A 15946-nucleotide genomic window follows, 5' to 3' on the forward strand; every position below is an offset into this window, starting at 1 on the left:
CTCGCGACGCCGTACCCTCGTCAGGACGGAGCCGACGGAGCCGACGACCCTCCGGTCGTCGTCCGGCGTCACACTCGGGGGCAACAGAGCGATGGCACCACCGTCGGAGCAACTGGACACGCTCGTGGCAGTGCTCGACCTCGTACGGCGGGGCGCGCGCACCCGACCGGAACTTGTGCAGCGCACCGGACTCGGCCGCAAGGTCGTCACCCAGCGGGTGGTCCAACTGGCCGACTCCGGGCTCGTCGCCGAGGGCGACTACGGGCCGTCCACCGGCGGCCGGGCACCGCGCGAACTGCGGTTCCACGCCGACGCCGGGCACCTGCTGGTGGCCCAGTTGGGGGCGACCAGCATCAGCGTCGGCACGACCGACCTCGCCGGCCACCTCCTGGACGAGCGGCACGAACCGGCCCGCATGTCCGACGGACCCGATGCCGTGCTCGGCCGGGTCGAGGAACTCCTCGACGAACTGCTCGCCCGGCGCCCGGCCGGCGCGCCACGGGTGTGGGCCGCCGGGATCGGGGTGCTCGGGCCGGTCGACGCGGCGACCGGCGCACCCGCCCGGCTGCCGGTCCTGGTCGACTGGGGCGGCTACCCGGTCCGTGACCGGCTCGCCCGCCGGTACGGCGTACCGGTCTGGGCCGACAACGAGTGCAACCTGATGGCCCTGGGCGAACTGCGGGCCGGTCTCGGCCGGGGCTGCCGCGACCTGATCCTGGTCAAGGTCGGCACCGGCATCGGCGCCGGCCTGATCTGCGACGGCCGGCTGCACCGCGGCGCGCGGGGCGCGGCGGGCGAGGTCGGGCACATCCGGGTCGACCCCACGTCCGCGACGCGCTGCTGGTGCGGCAACACCGGCTGCCTCTCCGCCCTGGCCAGTGGCCGGGCGCTGGCCAGGGACGGCGCGCAGGCGGCGGCGGACGGCCGCAGCCCGCGGCTGGCGGCCGCGCACACGGCCGCCGGCGAGATCCGGGCCACCGACGTCATCGCCGCCGCCGCTGCCGGTGACCCGGCCAGCGCCGACCTGATCGGCCGCGCGGGCGGGTGGGTCGGGGTGATGGTGGCCGGCCTGGTCAACTCCCACAACCCCGACCTGGTGCTGATCGGCGGCGGCCTGGCCACCGCCGGGGATCCGCTGCTGGCCGCCGTCCGGCAGGCCGTCTACCAGTACGCGCTACCGCTGGCCACCCGCGGCCTGCGGATCGAACTGTCCCTGCTCGGCGACCGCGCCGGCCTGGCCGGTGCCGCCTTCATGGCTGCCGACAAGCTCTTCTCCCGGCGCCGGCTGGGACTCTGGATCGACGCCGCCACCCCGCTGGAGCACGCCGACAAGATCCACGCCGTGGTCTAGCGTCCGGGCAGGCAGGCGGTCGCGGCCACCCGGCGGACCAGTTCCGGCAGTACGGCACCGAGGGGCGCGTCGACCGCCAGCCTGGCGCACCCGTCGCTCCGGGTCGGTCCCTGGTTGACGATCGCCACCGGGATGCCGAGCTTGTCGGCCCGGATCACGAACCGGCGGCCGGACATCACCGTCAACGACGAACCCAGCACCAGCAGCAACCGGGCCTTCTCCACCAGCTCGAAGCAGTCCCGGACCCGGCCCGGCGGCACCGTCTCACCGAAGAACACCACGTCGGGTTTGAGCATCCCGCCGGCGCAGCCGGCACAGTCGACGGTGCGGAACCGGGCCACGTCGTCGTCGCCCAACTCGACGTCACCGTCCGGGTTGACGGCCAGCGCCTGCCCGGCGAACCCGGGGTTGGCCGCCCGCAGCCGCCGGTCGAGTTCCTCGCGCGGGCCGGCCGCGCCGCAGCCGAGGCAGACCACCCGGTCCAGGTTGCCGTGCAGTTCGACCACCGACCGGGCACCGCCGGCCTGGTGCAGCCCGTCGACGTTCTGGGTCACGATCCCGGTGAGCAGGCCGGCACGCTCCAGGTCGGCGACCGCCCGGTGCCCGGCGTTCGGGGCGGCACGGGCGATCGTCCGCCAGCCGAGGTGGCTACGCGCCCAGTAGCGCCGCCGGGCGTCCGGGTCGCCGGTGAAGGTCTGGTAGGTCATCGGGGTGTGCCGGCGGGCCACCCCGCTCGGCCCCCGGTAGTCCGGGATGCCGGACTCGGTGGACAGGCCCGCCCCGCTGAGGACGACGACGTCGCCGGTCCCCACCAGCTTCGCCAGGGCGTCGATCGGTTCGCTCACGCTTCCATGCTGCCTCACGTCCACGGGGTGTCGACGCCGTCGAACTCGTCGAAGACCAGCCAGGTCGTCGTCGACAGCACACCCGGGATGCCCTGCACCCGGCCCAGGACCAGGTCGCGCAGCGCGGCGTTGTCCGGCGCCCGGACCAGCACCAGCACGTCGTGGTCGCCGCCGAGCAGCGCGGCGTGCTCGACGTAACGCACCCGGGCCAGCGCCGCCGACACCTCCCGCCAGGTGTTCTGCTCGATCCGCAGCGCGATGTACGCCGACGTGCCCAGCCCGGCCGGCTCCGGCGCCACCCGGGCGTGGAAGCCGGTGATCACTCCGTCGCGGACCAGCCGCTCGACCCGGGCGTACGCGTTGGTCCGGGAGATGTGCAGCCGCTCGGCGAGGGTACGGATCGACGCCCGGCCGTCGCGGACCAGCGCGTCCAGCAGCCGCCGGTCGACGTCGTCCGGCGGACGTGCCGTTCGTCCCGGTGCCGCGGTGACCTGGCTCTCATCTGCGGACATCTGGCTCATCGAGGGGGCTCCCGTCGGTCATCCGTCCCGCGTTTTCCGGCGAGGTTGAGGCAATCATCCGACAGCGTGAGCATAGGCCCACGCCGACCCAGGAGGTCCCTGTGACGACGACACGACAGGCGGTCCGCGGGACAACCCCGCGCAGCCGCCGTACGGTCAAGCGGCCCGACCCCGCCGCCGCCCTGCTGCCCAGCCCCGAGCCCGTACGCCTGCTCGACGAGACCGGCGCCCTCGTCGGCCCCACCGGCGACCAGCCGGACGTCGCGAAGCTCGTCGAACTACACCGCCGGATGGTGGTCGGCCGCCGCTTCGACGTCCAGTGCACCGCGCTGACCAAGCAGGGCCGGCTCGCCGTCTACCCGTCGTCACGCGGCCAGGAGGCCTGCCAGGTCGGCGCGGTCCTGGCGCTGCGCCCCACCGACTGGATGTTCCCCACCTACCGCGAGTCGATGGCGCTGGTGTCCCGCGACATCGACCCGGTCGAGGTGCTGACCCTGCTGCGCGGCGACTGGCACTGCGGCTACGACCCGGCCGCGCACCGCACCGCGCCGCAGTGCACCCCGCTCGCCACCCAGACCGTGCACGCCGCCGGCCTGGCGTACGGCGAGGCCCGGCAGGGCCGCGACACCGTCGCGCTGGTCTTCATCGGCGACGGCGCCACCAGCGAGGGCGACTTCCACGAGGCGGTCAACTTCGCCGCCGTCTTCAAGGCACCCGTCGTCTTCTTCGTGCAGAACAACAAGTACGCGATCAGCGTCCCGCTGTCGAAGCAGACCGCCGCCCCGTCGCTGGCCCACAAGGGCGTCGGGTACGGCGTACCCGCCGAGCAGGTCGACGGCAACGACCCGCTCGCCGTCCTGTCGGTCGTGAACGCCGCCGTCGCGCACGCCCGCGCCGGCCGCGGCCCCTACCTCGTCGAGGCGCACACCTACCGGATCGAGCCGCACACCAACGCCGACGACGCCGCCCGCTACCGCACCGGCGACGAGGTCGAGACCTGGCTCGGGCGCGACCCGATCGCCCGGCTGGAGACGTACCTGCGGGGCGTCGGCGCCCTCGACGACGCCGCGGTGGCGGCCGTGCACGACCGGGCCGAGGCGTACGCCGCCGACCTGCGTACCCGGATGGCCGAGGAACCGGCCGTCGACCCGCTCAGCCTCTTCGACCACGTCTACGCCGAACCGACGCCGCAGTTGCGCGAGCAGCGCGAGCAGGTCCGCGCGGAACTCGCGGCCGAGGCCGAACTCGCCGGTGAGGGGGAGCGCTGATGGCGAAGCTCACCATGGCCAAGGCGCTCAACGCCGCGCTGCGCGACGCGATGGCCGACGACGAACGCGTTGTCGTCTTCGGCGAGGACGTCGGCCAGCTCGGCGGCGTCTTCCGGATCACCGACGGGCTCCTCGCCGACTTCGGCGAGGAGCGGTGCTTCGACACCCCGCTCGCCGAGGCCGGCATTGTCGGCTTCGCCGTCGGCATGGCCATGTCCGGCCTGCGGCCGGTCGTCGAGATGCAGTTCGACGCGTTCGCCTACCCGGCGTTCGAGCAGATCGCCTCGCACGTCGCCAAGATCCGTAACCGGACCCGTGGCGCGCTGAGCGTCCCGATCGTCATCCGGGTCCCGTACGCCGGCGGCATCGGCGGCGTCGAACACCACTGCGACTCCAGCGAGGCGTACTACGCCCACACGCCGGGGCTGAAGGTCGTCACCCCGGCCACCGTCGCCGACGCGTACTCGCTGCTGCGCGAGGCGATCGCCGACCCGGACCCGGTGGTGTTCCTCGAACCGAAGAAGCTCTACTTCGCCAGCGCCGACGCCGACCTGCCGGTCCGGGCCGAGCCGTTCGGGACCGCCGTCGTCCGCCGGCCCGGCCGCGACGCCACCCTGATCGCGTACGGCCCGTCGCTGCCGGTCGCGCTCGAGGCCGCGGAGGCGGCGGTCGCCGAGGGCTGGGACCTCGAGGTCGTCGACTGCCGCACCCTGGTGCCGTTCGACGACGAGACGGTGACCGCCTCGGTACGCCGCACCGGCCGCTGCGTCGTCATCCAGGAGGCGCAGGGCTTCGCCGGCGTCGGCGCCGAGATCGCGGCCAGGGTCCAGGAACGCTGCTTCCACTCGCTGCACGCCCCGGTGCTGCGGGTCAGCGGACTCGACATCCCGTACCCGGCGCCGAAGCTGGAGCACGTCCACCTGCCCGGCGTCGACCGGGTGCTCGACGCGGTGGCCCGCCTGCAGTGGGACGACCGCCCCGACACCCGCTGGCTGCCGGCGGTGGCGGCATGAGCCGCGTCTTCAACCTGCCGGACCTGGGGGAGGGGCTGACCGAGGCGGAGATCGTCTCGTGGCGGGTCGCGGTCGGCGACACCGTCACCGTGGACCAGATCGTCGTCGAGGTCGAGACGGCCAAGGCGGTCGTCGACGTGCCGTGCCCGTACGCCGGCCGGGTCGTCGCCCTGCACGGGACGGCGGGGGAGAGCCGGCCGGTCGGCCAGCCGCTGGTCACCATCGCCCCGCTCGACGTGGCCGGCGGATCACCGGACGCCGGACTGCCGGGCGACGGGCGGCCCGAGCCGCCCGGCCACGCGGCGTACCGGGAACAGGAACGGGCCGGGTCCGGCAACGTCCTGATCGGCTACGGCACCGGCCACGCCCCGAACACCCGCCGCCGTCGCCGCGTCGGCACGCCCCCCGTCGGGGCGGGCGCCGGGGCGGGCGTGGGGTCGAGCGCCGGGTTTCGCGCGGGGGCGAGCGCTGGGCCGAGCACCGCGCCGCGCATGGGGTCGAGCGCCGGGCCGCGCGTTGATCAAGGGGAAATCGTGGGGGATTCGTCCGCTCCCGGCCACAACTTCTCCTCGATCGACGCGGCGGGGGCTGGGGCGGTGAGGGTCGGCGCGGCTTCGGTCGGGGCGGGGGCTGGTGCGGCGGGGGGCGGTGCGGCGTTGGTGATTTCGCCGCTGGTGCGGCGGCTGGCGCGGGAACACGGCATCGACCTGACCACGGTGCGCGGCACGGGGCCGGGTGGCATCGTCCGCCGGGCCGACGTCGAGGAGGCGTCGACCGCGGCGTCGTCTTCGACCGTGTTGGCGGCAGCCCCCTCGGCCCCGGCCCCGGCGCCCGCAGCCGCGCCCGCCGTCGCGGCCGTTTCCGGGGCGGCGGAGGACGACGACGTGGTCGTTCCGCTGCGTGGGGTACGCAAGGCGGTCGCCGACAAGCTGTCCCGCAGCCGGCGGGAGATCCCCGACGTCACCATCTGGGTCGACGTCGACGCGACCGGCCTGCTCGACACCCGGGCGGCGATCAACGCGGCGAACCCGGAGCAGCCGGTGAGCGTACTCGCGCTGCTGGCCCGGGTCTGCCTGGCCGGGCTGCGGCGCTACCCGGACCTGAACTCGCGCGTCGACACCGGGCGTGGCGAGATCGTCCGCTCCGGCCGGGTGCACCTCGGCATCGCCGCGCAGACCGACCGTGGGCTGGTCGTGCCGGTGATCGCCGACGCCCACCGGATGACCACGACGGAACTCGCGGCCGAACTGGCGCGTACGACGGCCGACGCGCGGGCCGGCACGCTGCCGCCGGCGCGGCTGACCGGCGGCACGTTCACGCTGAACAACTACGGGGTGTTCGGTGTGGACGGTTCGACGCCGATCATCAACCACCCGGAGGCGGCGCTGCTCGGCGTCGGCCGCATCGTCGACAAGCCGTGGGTGGTCGACGGGCAGTTGGCCGTACGCAAGGTCGGCCAGCTCAGCCTCACGTTCGACCACCGGGTCTGCGACGGTGGTGTGGCCGGCGGCTTCCTGCGTTTCGTCGCCGACTGCGTCGAACAACCGGCGGTCCTGATCGCCAACGTCTGACCCGGACGGGGCCGGCCCGCCCGGCCCCTGAAGATCGTCTGCTGTTCCGCCGTTCGGCACGCCGTGCCCGAGGCTGCGGAACAGCAGACGATCACCGCGGCCGCGCCCCGCGAGACGGGGCGCGGCGCGAGACGGGGCGGGTGTCGCCGGATACGTTGTAGCCCGGAGGCTGGAACCGTCGGGGGTGGATCGCGTGTCGCAGGTCGAGAAGATCACTGATGAGCTGCGGGCTCTGGCAGCGGGGGTCGAGGCGGCGCACAACCTGGCCGCGACGGCCGACAACCGGGCGCAGGAGGCGGCCGTACGGGCCACCGCCGCCGGGTTCATCGCGGTCGCGGCCGGCATGGCGCAGGTACGGTCCACGATCGGCAGTATCCAGAGTGGCTTGTCCGGCATCGGGAAAACGTTCGGCCAGGCGGCGACGGCCTGCGCGGCCGTACCACGGCAGGCCTCCTCCGAGGAGACGATCTCGGTACTGGGGTCGGTGCAGGGGGAACTGGCCACCGCCCGCGACGCGGTGACCGCCACCGCCGGCCAGGTCGGCGAGGCGCAGCGACTGGTCGCGATGGTCCTGCGTGGCGGCGACCCCGGTCCGCTGCTGTCGGCGCTGGGCGGCATCCGGGAGGTGCTGGGCCAGCTCGGCCAGCGTGTCGCCACCGCCGGCGAGCAGGTGGCGGCGGCGATCGCGGAGGCCCGGCGGCTGGGCGCGGCGGGAAACTGACCGGGGCTGGCGGACCCACACCGGCCAGCCCTGCCGGCTCGACTCCACACCCGGCCGCCGGGGTGCCGTGGTCCCGGCCGGCAACCGGCGTTCCCGGCGGCAAACCGACCGGTCCCCGTACCAGCATCTCTCCGAAGGAGAAACCGCGGGAACGGCGTTCGTACGAACTGGAAAACGAGTGCGCCGATGTCTTGGCCGATCGGGGCTACCTGGTCCACCAGAACCCGACGCGGGTGGCGGTCGCGGAGGCCCGACGAAGTACCGGGGACACCGGTAATCCGGAGAAGGCACCCGACTACCTGGTCGAAGGGCATGTCTTCGACTGTTATGCCCCGGAGGCCGAAACCTCCGTTCGGGGTGTCTGGACTGCAGTGGTCAGGAAGGTCAGGGAGGAACAGACCCAGCGTGTGGCAGTCCATCTCGCGGACTGGCGCGGTCGTCTGGTCGACCTGCAAAGACAGTTCGATGACTGGCCTGTGGTCGATCTCAAGGAAGTGGTCGCAGTGAAACGGGATGGTTCGATCGTGCAGATCCTGCGGACGGACTGAGGAGAGATTGGTTGTGTCGATCGATTATCTGTTGGCCCTGGCGACGGACATGCCGTTGGAACGGGTCGGTGAACTGGCCGCCGTGACGGTCGCGGAGCGGCCGGCCCGGACCGGGTACGGGCGCCTTCTGGCCGGTGGGCAGCCCGAACGGGACGGGTATTCGGTGACCATCTACGGCGGGCGGCAGGGCTATTACGAGGCTCGGGCCGACCGCGGTACCCGGTGGCTGTGGGAGCCGGAAGAATATGTCGAACTCGCCTTCCACATGCGCAAGGACACCCTGAGCGACCTGGGTAGGCCCAACATGCTGGGGACGGTGGCCAAGGTGCTCGGTGGCACGGCGGAGGATGCGGCACTTCTGGTGAACAACGACGTTCTCCTGCTGACCCGGGTCGGGGGCGTGCTCCACAAACACAACCAGGAGGAGTGGGAGGAAACGGACTTCCGTAATTTCCGCTACTGATGAGCGTCCGAGGCTGAACCTGTCCGACTGGGCCGGCGACCTGGAGGCGCTGCGGCGACAATTCGACGAGTGGCCACTTCCCGACGTCAAGGAAGTGGTTGCGGGTGACACGTGGCGGTGCGGTCGCACAGTTGCCGCGACGGGAAGCCGAGCGGGGTGCCGCTCACGCGGGAGAGGCGGCGACCCGTACCCGGTGGCTCTCGTCGTCGGACAGGAACGCCGCCACCTCCCGCCCCTGCTCGCCGACGGCGGTGCGGTCGGCCCGCGAGAAGCGGCGTAGCGGGGTGACGACCACGGTGCCCGCCTCGACGGTCCAGGTGGCGGCGACCCGGCCGTCGACCAGAACGACGCGCTCGCCGGCCACCGACAGCCCCCGGTGGACGTCGTCGATGATCCGGCTGCGGTCCTGGTAGCCGAGGATCGCGTTGTCGAACGCGGGCAGGAACCGCACCGGGGCCGGCGTGTCGGGGTCGGGGCGCGGTGCGTCGGGCAGGTCGAGCAGTTTGCGTCCGCGCTCGTCGCGGAAGGTCACCAGCTCCTCGCGGATCGCGGCCACCGCGGCCGGCAGCCCGGCCAGGCCGCACCAGGCGCGCAGGTCGCCGGCGGTCGCCGGGCCGTACGCGGCGAGGTAGCGCCGTACCAGCGCCTCGCCGACCGGATCGGTGCCGTCCTGCGCCAGTGGATCGATCTCGCGCCCGAGCCACGAGGAGAGCAGTACGTTGCGTACTCCCGCCTTCGTACGCCACAGCCCGCGCGGCGGCATCTGCGCCACCGGTACGAGGGCGGCGACGACCATCTCACCCAGGGCCCGGTGGCCCGGTGTCGGCCAGCGCCCGGCGAGCACCCGTACGACCTCGGCCATCGAGCGGGGCTCGCCGTCGGCCAGCACCGCCCGGCCCGCCGCGGCGAGTTCGTCGAGATCGATCCCGTCGAGTTCGCGGCGGTAGACGCCGAGCACCTGCTGGCGCAGCATGGCGGCGTGCCGGGCCCGCCAGGCCAGGGCGTCCTGCGCGGTGACGAGGTGGACGGTGCGGCGCATGAGGTGGACCCGCACCACGCGCCGTCCGGTCAGCAGTTCCGAGAGGTCCGCCGGGTCGAACGCGCGCAGCCGTGACCAGAGCCCGACGAACGGTTCCTGCGGTTCCTGTGCCTGGAGGCCGCAGAGGTGCGCGACGGCGTCGTGTACGGGCAGGTCGGCGCGGTCGAGCAGCACCTGCCGGGCGAGTGTCGCGCGGTTGAGCGCCCTGGTGTCCAGTACGGTCATCGCGCGTCCTCGTGGTCGTTCTCGTCGGCTGGCACGAGGACAAGCCTCGCAGCGGAAGCGGACAGGATCTGACCGCTTTTCCGGGTGACCCCGGAATCATGCCCGAAGATCCCGGCACGGCCCCGGCCGGGAACGAGGCCGGCACCCCGTGGCCCGTGCGCCGGTGGGCGGCATCGGCTTGGCGGATGTCAGGGGTAGCCGGCAGCATGTCGCCGTGACCACGTCGCCGCCCCGTACGTCCGGATCCTCCGCCCCGCCGGCCGGCCCGCCGCGCGGGGCCGTGCTGGAGGCGGTGCTGGAGCGGTTCACATACGTCAACGAGGAGACCGGTTACACCGTCGCCCGGGTCGCCACCGGCCGCGGCGCCGACCTGCTGACCGTGGTCGGGGCGCTGCTCGGCGCGCAGCCGGGGGAGAGCCTGCGGCTGGTCGGCCGCTGGTCGAGCCACCCGAAGTACGGCCGCCAGTTCGAGATCGAGTCGTACACGACGGTGCTGCCGGCCACGGTGCAGGGGCTGCGTCGCTACCTCGGATCGGGCCTGATCAAGGGGATCGGTCCGGTCTTCGCCGAGCGGATCGTCGACCACTTCGGACTCGACACCCTCGACGTGATCGAGCAGGCCCCGGCCCGGCTGGTCGAGGTGCCGGGACTCGGCCCGAAACGCACCGCGAAGATCATCGCCGCGTGGGAGGAACAGAAGGCGATCAAGGAGGTGATGATCTTCCTTCAGGGGGTCGGCGTCTCCACCTCGCTGGCCGTACGCATCTACAAGAAGTACGCCGACGAGTCGATCGCGGTCGTCCGCGACGACCCGTACCGGCTGGCGGCCGAGGTGTGGGGGATCGGCTTCAAGACCGCCGACACCATCGCCCGGGCGGTCGGCATCCCGCACGACAGCCCGCAGCGGGTCAAGGCCGGCCTGCAGTACACGCTGTCCGAGGCGACCGACGACGGGCACTGCTACCTGCCCGCGCCCGACCTGGTCACCGACGCCGCGAAGATCCTCGACGTACCCGCCGACCTCGTCACCGGCTGCCTCGACGACCTGGTCGCCGAGGAGGGCGTGGTCCGCGAGCCGGTCCCCGGACCCGACGGCGGGCCGGTCGACGCCGTCTACCTGGTGCCGTTCCACCGGGCCGAGACGTCACTGGCCGGCACCCTGACCCGGCTGCTGCGTGACCGCGCCGACCGGATGCCCGCCTTCGCCGACGTCGACTGGGACCGGGCGCTGGCCTGGCTGCGTACCCGGACCGGCAACGACCTGGCACCCGAGCAGGAACAGGCGGTGCGGCTGGCGCTGACGTCGAAGGTCGCGGTCCTGACCGGCGGTCCCGGCTGCGGCAAGAGCTTCACCGTACGCTCCATCGTCACCCTCGCCGTGGCCAAGAAGGCCAAGGTGACCCTGGTCGCGCCGACCGGCCGGGCGGCGAAACGGCTCGCCGACCTGACCGGGCACCCGGCCGCCACCGTCCACCGGCTGCTCCAGCTCCGGCCCGGTGGCGACCCCAGCTTCGACCGCGACAACCCGCTCGACGTCGACCTGCTGGTCGTCGACGAGGCGTCGATGCTCGACCTGATCCTGGCCAACAAGCTGGTCAGGGCCGTACCGCCCGGGGCGCACCTGCTGCTGGTCGGCGACGTCGACCAGTTGCCGTCGGTCGGCGCCGGCGAGGTGCTGCGCGACCTGCTCGCCGCCGCGCCCGTCCCCCGGGTACGGCTGACCCAGATCTTCCGCCAGGCGCAGCAGTCCGGCGTGGTCACCAACGCCCACCGGATCAACGCCGGCCGGCCGCCGGTCACCCAGGGGCTGACCGACTTCTTCCTCTTCCCGTGCGACGACACCGAGGCGACCGCGACCCTGGCCGTCGACGTCGCCTGCGAGCGGATGCCGAAGAAGTTCGGCCTCGACCCGCGCCGCGACATCCAGGTCCTCACCCCGATGCACCGTGGCCCGGCCGGCGCCGGCGCCCTCAACGGACTGCTCCAGCAGAAGCTGACCCCGGGCCGTGAGGGACTGCCCGAACGCCGCTCCGGCGGCCGGATCTTCCGGATCGGCGACAAGGTCACCCAGATCAGAAACAACTACGACAAGGGCGTGGCCGGGGTCTTCAACGGCACCCTCGGCGTCATCACCGCCCTGTCGACCGAGGACCAGACCCTCCAGGTACGCACCGACGAGGACGAACTCGTCGACTACGACTTCGACGAACTCGACGAACTGTCGCACGCGTACGCGATGACGATCCACCGCTCGCAGGGCTCGGAATACCCGGCGGTCGTCGTACCGCTGACCACCAGCGCGTGGATGATGCTGCAACGCAACCTGCTCTACACCGCCATCACCCGGGCCCGGAAGATCGTCGTACTGGTCGGGTCGCGGCGGGCGCTCGCCGCCGCCGTGCGTACCGTCGGCGCCGGACGCCGGCACACCGCCCTCGACCACCGGCTCGGCCGTGTCCCGGGCGGTGCCGGCCACCCGGCGGTCGCCGCGACCCGGGACGCGGTACGGGCCCTGACCCCCTAAGCTGTATCGCACCGATGCGGATGTTCGGGTGTAGAGGGTGGGTGGCAAAGCGGTGGCTGTCGGCAAGGTTCTGCGATTCGACGAGACGCGTGGATACGGGTTCATCGCGCCGGATTCCGGCGGGGAAGACGTCTTTCTGCACGCCAACGACCTGCGGGACGAGAAATACCTGATCCGCCCCGGGGTCGCGGTCGAGTTCGACCTCGAGGAGGGCGAGCGGGGGCTCAAGGCGTCGTCGGTCCGGGTGCTGGACCGCACCCCCCGGCGGCCGGCGGTGGCGAAGACCGTCGAGGCCCGCTTCGCCGGAAAGACGGCGAACGGCGAAGACGACGATGGGCTGTGCGACGTCCTCTCCGCCGACGAGTTCCGCAACGAGCTGACCGAGTTGCTGATCGACGAGGTGCCGTCGCTGACCGGCAGCCAGATCGCGCTGATCCGGCAGCGGGTCACCGGGCTGGCCCAGACGCACGGGTGGGTCGAGTCCTGACCTCGCCGACCACCCCGCCCCCGGCGGGCAAGCTGATGGCCATCAGCGACCTGCACATCGGTTACCAGGAAAACCGGGACCACGTCGCCGGGCTGCGGCCGGAGTCGCCCGCCGACTGGCTGCTCATCGCCGGTGACATCGCCGAGCAGGTCGCCGACGTCGAATGGACGCTGACCGTGCTGGCCCGGCGCTACGCCAAGGTCGTCTGGGTCCCCGGCAACCACGAGCTGTGGACGCCCCGCGAGGACCCGGTGCAGGCCCGGGGTGTGCAGCGCTACGAGCACCTGGTCGAGCTGTGCCGCCGGCTCGGCGTCGTCACGCCCGAAGACCCGTACCCGATCTGGAACGGCCCCGGCGGGCCGGTGCTGATCGTGCCGATGTTCCTGCTCTACGACTACACGTGGCGCCCCGAGCACACCCGCGACAAGCGGGAGTCGCTGGCGTACGCGTACGAGACCGGGATCGTGTGCACCGACGAGGTCATGCTGCACCCGGACCCGTACCCGACCCGGGACGACTGGTGCCGGGCGCGGGTCGACGAGACGCTGCGCCGGCTCGACGAACGCGAGCACCCCGACCTGCCGATCGTGTTCGTCAACCACTACCCGCTGGTCCGCGAGCCGACCCGGATCCTGCGCTACCCGGAGTTCGCCCAGTGGTGCGGCACCGACCTGACCGCCGACTGGCACACCCGATACCGCACCGCCGCGATGGTCTACGGGCACCTGCACATCCCGCGCACCACCTGGCACGACGGGGTGCGCTTCCAGGAGGTGTCGGTCGGCTACCCGCGGGAGTGGAAGCACCGCGGGCCGACCCCGCCGGCACCGCGCCAGATCCTGCCGTACGAAGGACAGTGACGTGATCGAGCGGATCCTGCCGTCGACCGTGGTGGCCGTCGAGGCGTTCGACGATCCGCCGGGCGTCGTCCTCTTCCCCGAGGAGGAGGCGGCGGTCGCCCGCGCCGTCGACAAGCGGCGGCGGGAGTTCACCACGGTCCGGCACTGCGCCCGCGGCGCGCTCGCCACCCTCGGGTTGCCGGCGGCGCCGATCGTACCCGGCGAGCGGGGCGCGCCCGGCTGGCCGGCCGGGGTGCTCGGCAGCATGACGCACTGCGCCGGCTACCGGGCCGCGGCCCTCGCCCGCACCGGTGACATCGCCTCGGTCGGCATCGACGCCGAACCGCACGAGGCCCTGCCGTCCGGGGTGCTCGACGCGGTCTCGCTCGAGGAGGAGCGCAAGCGCCTCGCCGAACTCGGCGCGGGCCGCCCAGAGGTCTGGTGGGACCGGCTGCTGTTCAGCGCCAAGGAGTCGGTCTACAAGACCTGGTTCCCGCTGACCGGCAGGTGGCTCGGGTTCGAGGAGGCGGAGATCGTGTTCGACGCCGACGCCGAGACGTTCACCGCCCGGCTGCTGGTCCCGGGCCCGGTGGTTGCCGGCGCCCCGGTCAGCACCTTCACCGGCCGCTACCTGATCTCCGACGGCCTCCTGATCACCGCGATCGTCCTCCCGTAACCCCCGCGTCGGCGCCCCGCCCCGCGTCGGCGCGACTCGCGGCGCGATCAAGGGGATGCTTCGGGCATTCCGCCCCGATCCGGGGACGACAACTCCTGATCAGCGGGGCGGTCGGGGCGGGGGGAGTAGCCCGCCCCGCATTAAGATGCGTGGATGTGTTTTCGACCTGTAGCGGCCGCCGTGACGGTTTTGGCGGTCACCGGTGCCGCACTCGCGGTGCCCACCCCCGCCCTGGCCGCCCCGGCGACGCTGAATCCGGCCAGGTTCACCCTCGACCAGGATTTCACCGCCTTCACACCGGCGCTGGCCGCGCTGGACACCGCGCTGGCCGGGCGGCGGCGCAGCGTCCCGCAGGTGATGGACGCGGCCAACCGGGACCGCACCGCGCTGTGCAACCAGTCGACGTGGCAGGCGCTGCGGGACCGCTCCGGCGCCGACACGATCGGTTTCTGCTGGAACGACGGTGACGACGCCACCGCCCAGTGGTACCCGCAGGGGCTGACCACCACCCGGGAGGCCGTCGACGGCGGCCACTACGCCGGACGCCAACTGGTCGCCTCGGCCGCGTACCACAAGGGGACCGGGGTGACCCTCGACGGGCGCTGCCCGCGCGACCCCGAGGTGCCGCAGTCCGCCCGCCTGCCGATCAAGGGCGTACGACTGTCGCTGGTCGACTGGGACGCCGACTTCGCCAACACCTACCGCCACCTGCTGCTGGTCGAGCCCACCGTGGACAGTGCCGGGCGGGGGACGTACAAGCCGCTGCTGAGCAGCAACGGCGAGTCGCTGCACGCCGGCGGCATCGGCTGGTATGGCCAGCACCTCTACGTCGCCGACACCCGGGGCGGCTTCCGGGTCTTCGACTTCGAACGCATCTACGAGGTCTCGACCGGGCTCGCCAATGCCGTCGGGCGGCAGTCGGACGGCAGCTACCACGCCTTCGACTACCGCTACGTCATGCCGCAGGTGGGTCGGGTCCGGCCGACCGGCACCAACGACCTGCGGTTCTCGTTCCTGACCGTGGACCGCGGCCCGGCCGCCGCCAACCGGGCCCTGGTCGTCGGCGAGTACGCCGAGGACGCCGCCACCGCCGCGACCGCCTCCCGGCTGGTCCGCTTCCCGCTCGGCGCCGACTCGAAGCTGACGACCGGCGCCGACGGGCGTACGGTCACCGCGACCGCCGCCTGGAACACCGGCTACCGGCAGATGCAGGGCGTCGCGGCGTACAACGGAAAATACTGGTTCGGCAGCAGCAACGGCTGCCGGGGCGGCACCGTGGCGTCGCACTTCGGCACGCTGCGGCACTGGAACAGCGGCACCGGCCGGACCGCGTCGTACACCTGGGCGTTCGGGCCGGAGGACCTGTCGTACTGGTACGACCCCACCGAGGGCGTCGCCGACTACCTGTGGACCCAGACCGAGTACGCCAACCACCGCGTCGTCGTCGCCGTGCCGCAGGCCGACTGGGACTGATCCCTCCGGCTCCGTGCCTGCCTCGGGCGGGCACCTTGGCCGAGGCAGGCGCGTCGATCAAGGACAAAGCGTTTCGGGACGGGCCTCTGGTTGCCGCGTGGTGCGTCTCTTCGGCCGGCGGCGGGATCGTTGGCGTGATCGTCTGCGGCTCAGGCGTTGCGGTCCCGGCGTGTCGAGTGCCGGAACCGCAGACGATCACAGCGGGCCGATGATGCGGCGCCGACGTAGACGACCGGGCGGGCCGGTCGCCGCCTGCCGCTTCGGCGGAGACCGCCGGGTCGAGGTGACCCGGCAGGAAGCCGGTTGCCGGGCGTCGAACGTCGGGGCGGGGGTGTCACTGTCGGGCACCACAGCGAATTCGGCGTATCCACAGCGAAAACGC

Annotated in this window: 15 protein-coding genes; 12 read left to right on the forward strand and 3 right to left on the reverse strand. The window is 72.9% G+C overall.

Going from position 1 to position 15946, the window contains the following annotated elements:
* Nucleotides 1–91 precede the first annotated feature (91 nt).
* Nucleotides 92–1351 carry an ROK family protein gene (locus QCD66_RS12990; protein ID WP_364217663.1) on the forward strand — a complete coding sequence of 420 codons (1260 nt, stop codon included), beginning with the start codon at nt 92–94 and terminating at the stop codon, nt 1349–1351.
* Here the strand turns inward: QCD66_RS12990 and QCD66_RS12995 are convergent.
* Entirely contained in the window at nt 1348–2214 is an 867-nt protein-coding gene (locus QCD66_RS12995) for an NAD-dependent protein deacetylase (RefSeq protein ID WP_375734887.1), read from the reverse strand. The genes QCD66_RS12990 and QCD66_RS12995 overlap by 4 nt on opposite strands.
* On the reverse strand, nt 2211–2717 hold the full coding sequence (locus tag QCD66_RS13000; RefSeq protein WP_375734886.1) for an Lrp/AsnC family transcriptional regulator: 507 nt from the start codon (nt 2715–2717) through the stop codon (nt 2211–2213). Before QCD66_RS13000 ends, QCD66_RS12995 begins: the two co-directional genes overlap by 4 nt.
* Before the next feature lie 101 nt (nt 2718–2818).
* Between QCD66_RS13000 and pdhA the strand changes: the two genes are divergently transcribed.
* The 6 genes from pdhA to QCD66_RS13030 all read left to right on the forward strand — a co-directional run bounded on the left by pdhA (nt 2819) and on the right by QCD66_RS13030 (nt 8301).
* A complete protein-coding gene (pdhA, locus tag QCD66_RS13005) occupies nt 2819–3985 on the forward strand; it encodes a pyruvate dehydrogenase (acetyl-transferring) E1 component subunit alpha (RefSeq protein ID WP_375734885.1) in 1167 nt (388 codons plus the stop codon).
* Nucleotides 3985–4998 (forward strand): alpha-ketoacid dehydrogenase subunit beta, encoded by a 1014-nt coding sequence (locus QCD66_RS13010; RefSeq protein ID WP_364217670.1) that lies wholly within the window; start codon nt 3985–3987, stop codon nt 4996–4998. The genes pdhA and QCD66_RS13010 overlap by 1 nt, the downstream gene beginning before the upstream one ends.
* Nucleotides 4995–6569, forward strand: coding sequence for a dihydrolipoamide acetyltransferase family protein (locus QCD66_RS13015; RefSeq protein ID WP_375734884.1), 1575 nt, complete (start codon nt 4995–4997; stop codon nt 6567–6569). The genes QCD66_RS13010 and QCD66_RS13015 overlap by 4 nt, the downstream gene beginning before the upstream one ends.
* Before the next feature lie 193 nt (nt 6570–6762).
* Nucleotides 6763–7290, forward strand: a complete 528-nt coding sequence (locus tag QCD66_RS13020; RefSeq protein ID WP_364217674.1) for a DUF6244 family protein — start codon at nt 6763–6765, stop codon at nt 7288–7290.
* Between the two features lie 125 nt (nt 7291–7415).
* Nucleotides 7416–7838 (forward strand): hypothetical protein, encoded by a 423-nt coding sequence (locus tag QCD66_RS13025; RefSeq protein ID WP_375734898.1) that lies wholly within the window; start codon nt 7416–7418, stop codon nt 7836–7838.
* Nucleotides 7839–7851: 13 nt separating this feature from the next.
* Nucleotides 7852–8301 (forward strand): SitI3 family protein, encoded by a 450-nt coding sequence (locus QCD66_RS13030; protein WP_375734883.1) that lies wholly within the window; start codon nt 7852–7854, stop codon nt 8299–8301.
* A 163-nt stretch (nt 8302–8464) separates the two neighbouring features.
* Here the strand turns inward: QCD66_RS13030 and QCD66_RS13035 are convergent, their stop codons facing one another.
* Nucleotides 8465–9565, reverse strand: coding sequence for a winged helix DNA-binding domain-containing protein (locus tag QCD66_RS13035; protein WP_375734882.1), 1101 nt, complete (start codon nt 9563–9565; stop codon nt 8465–8467).
* Between the two features lie 214 nt (nt 9566–9779).
* Between QCD66_RS13035 and QCD66_RS13040 the strand changes: the two genes are divergently transcribed.
* The 5 genes from QCD66_RS13040 (at nt 9780) to QCD66_RS13060 (ending at nt 15564) form a co-directional block, all read left to right on the forward strand.
* Nucleotides 9780–12089 carry an ATP-dependent RecD-like DNA helicase gene (locus QCD66_RS13040; protein ID WP_375734881.1) on the forward strand — a complete coding sequence of 770 codons (2310 nt, stop codon included), beginning with the start codon at nt 9780–9782 and terminating at the stop codon, nt 12087–12089.
* Between the two features lie 52 nt (nt 12090–12141).
* Nucleotides 12142–12576 carry a cold shock domain-containing protein gene (locus QCD66_RS13045; protein WP_357534754.1) on the forward strand — a complete coding sequence of 145 codons (435 nt, stop codon included), beginning with the start codon at nt 12142–12144 and terminating at the stop codon, nt 12574–12576.
* 35 nt (nt 12577–12611) lie between these two features.
* The gene (locus QCD66_RS13050) at nt 12612–13436 is read left to right on the forward strand and encodes a metallophosphoesterase (RefSeq protein WP_364217807.1); all 825 of its coding nucleotides are present in this window, start codon (nt 12612–12614) and stop codon (nt 13434–13436) included.
* A gap of 1 nt (nt 13437) precedes the next feature.
* Nucleotides 13438–14091 (forward strand): 4'-phosphopantetheinyl transferase superfamily protein, encoded by a 654-nt coding sequence (locus tag QCD66_RS13055; RefSeq protein ID WP_364217683.1) that lies wholly within the window; start codon nt 13438–13440, stop codon nt 14089–14091.
* Nucleotides 14092–14271: 180 nt separating this feature from the next.
* Nucleotides 14272–15564, forward strand: a complete 1293-nt coding sequence (locus QCD66_RS13060; protein ID WP_375734880.1) for a hypothetical protein — start codon at nt 14272–14274, stop codon at nt 15562–15564.
* Nucleotides 15565–15946 lie beyond the last annotated feature (382 nt).

It is taken from the genome of Polymorphospora sp. A560 (genome assembly GCF_045781765.1).
GTDB lineage: Bacteria > Actinomycetota > Actinomycetes > Mycobacteriales > Micromonosporaceae > Polymorphospora > Polymorphospora lycopeni.

Bases quoted from the DNA above. Each gene is read 5' to 3' on its own strand.
- QCD66_RS13010 (WP_364217670.1), top strand. From the start codon at position 3,985: ATGGCGAAGCTCACCATGGCCAAGGCGCTCAACGCCGCGCTGCGCGAC.
- QCD66_RS12990 (WP_364217663.1), top strand. From the start codon at position 92: ATGGCACCACCGTCGGAGCAACTGGACACGCTCGTGGCAGTGCTCGAC.
- QCD66_RS13050 (WP_364217807.1), top strand. From the start codon at position 12,612: ATGGCCATCAGCGACCTGCACATCGGTTACCAGGAAAACCGGGACCAC.
- QCD66_RS13015 (WP_375734884.1), top strand. From the start codon at position 4,995: ATGAGCCGCGTCTTCAACCTGCCGGACCTGGGGGAGGGGCTGACCGAG.
- QCD66_RS13035 (WP_375734882.1), bottom strand. From the start codon at position 9,565: ATGACCGTACTGGACACCAGGGCGCTCAACCGCGCGACACTCGCCCGG.
- QCD66_RS13000 (WP_375734886.1), bottom strand. From the start codon at position 2,717: ATGAGCCAGATGTCCGCAGATGAGAGCCAGGTCACCGCGGCACCGGGA.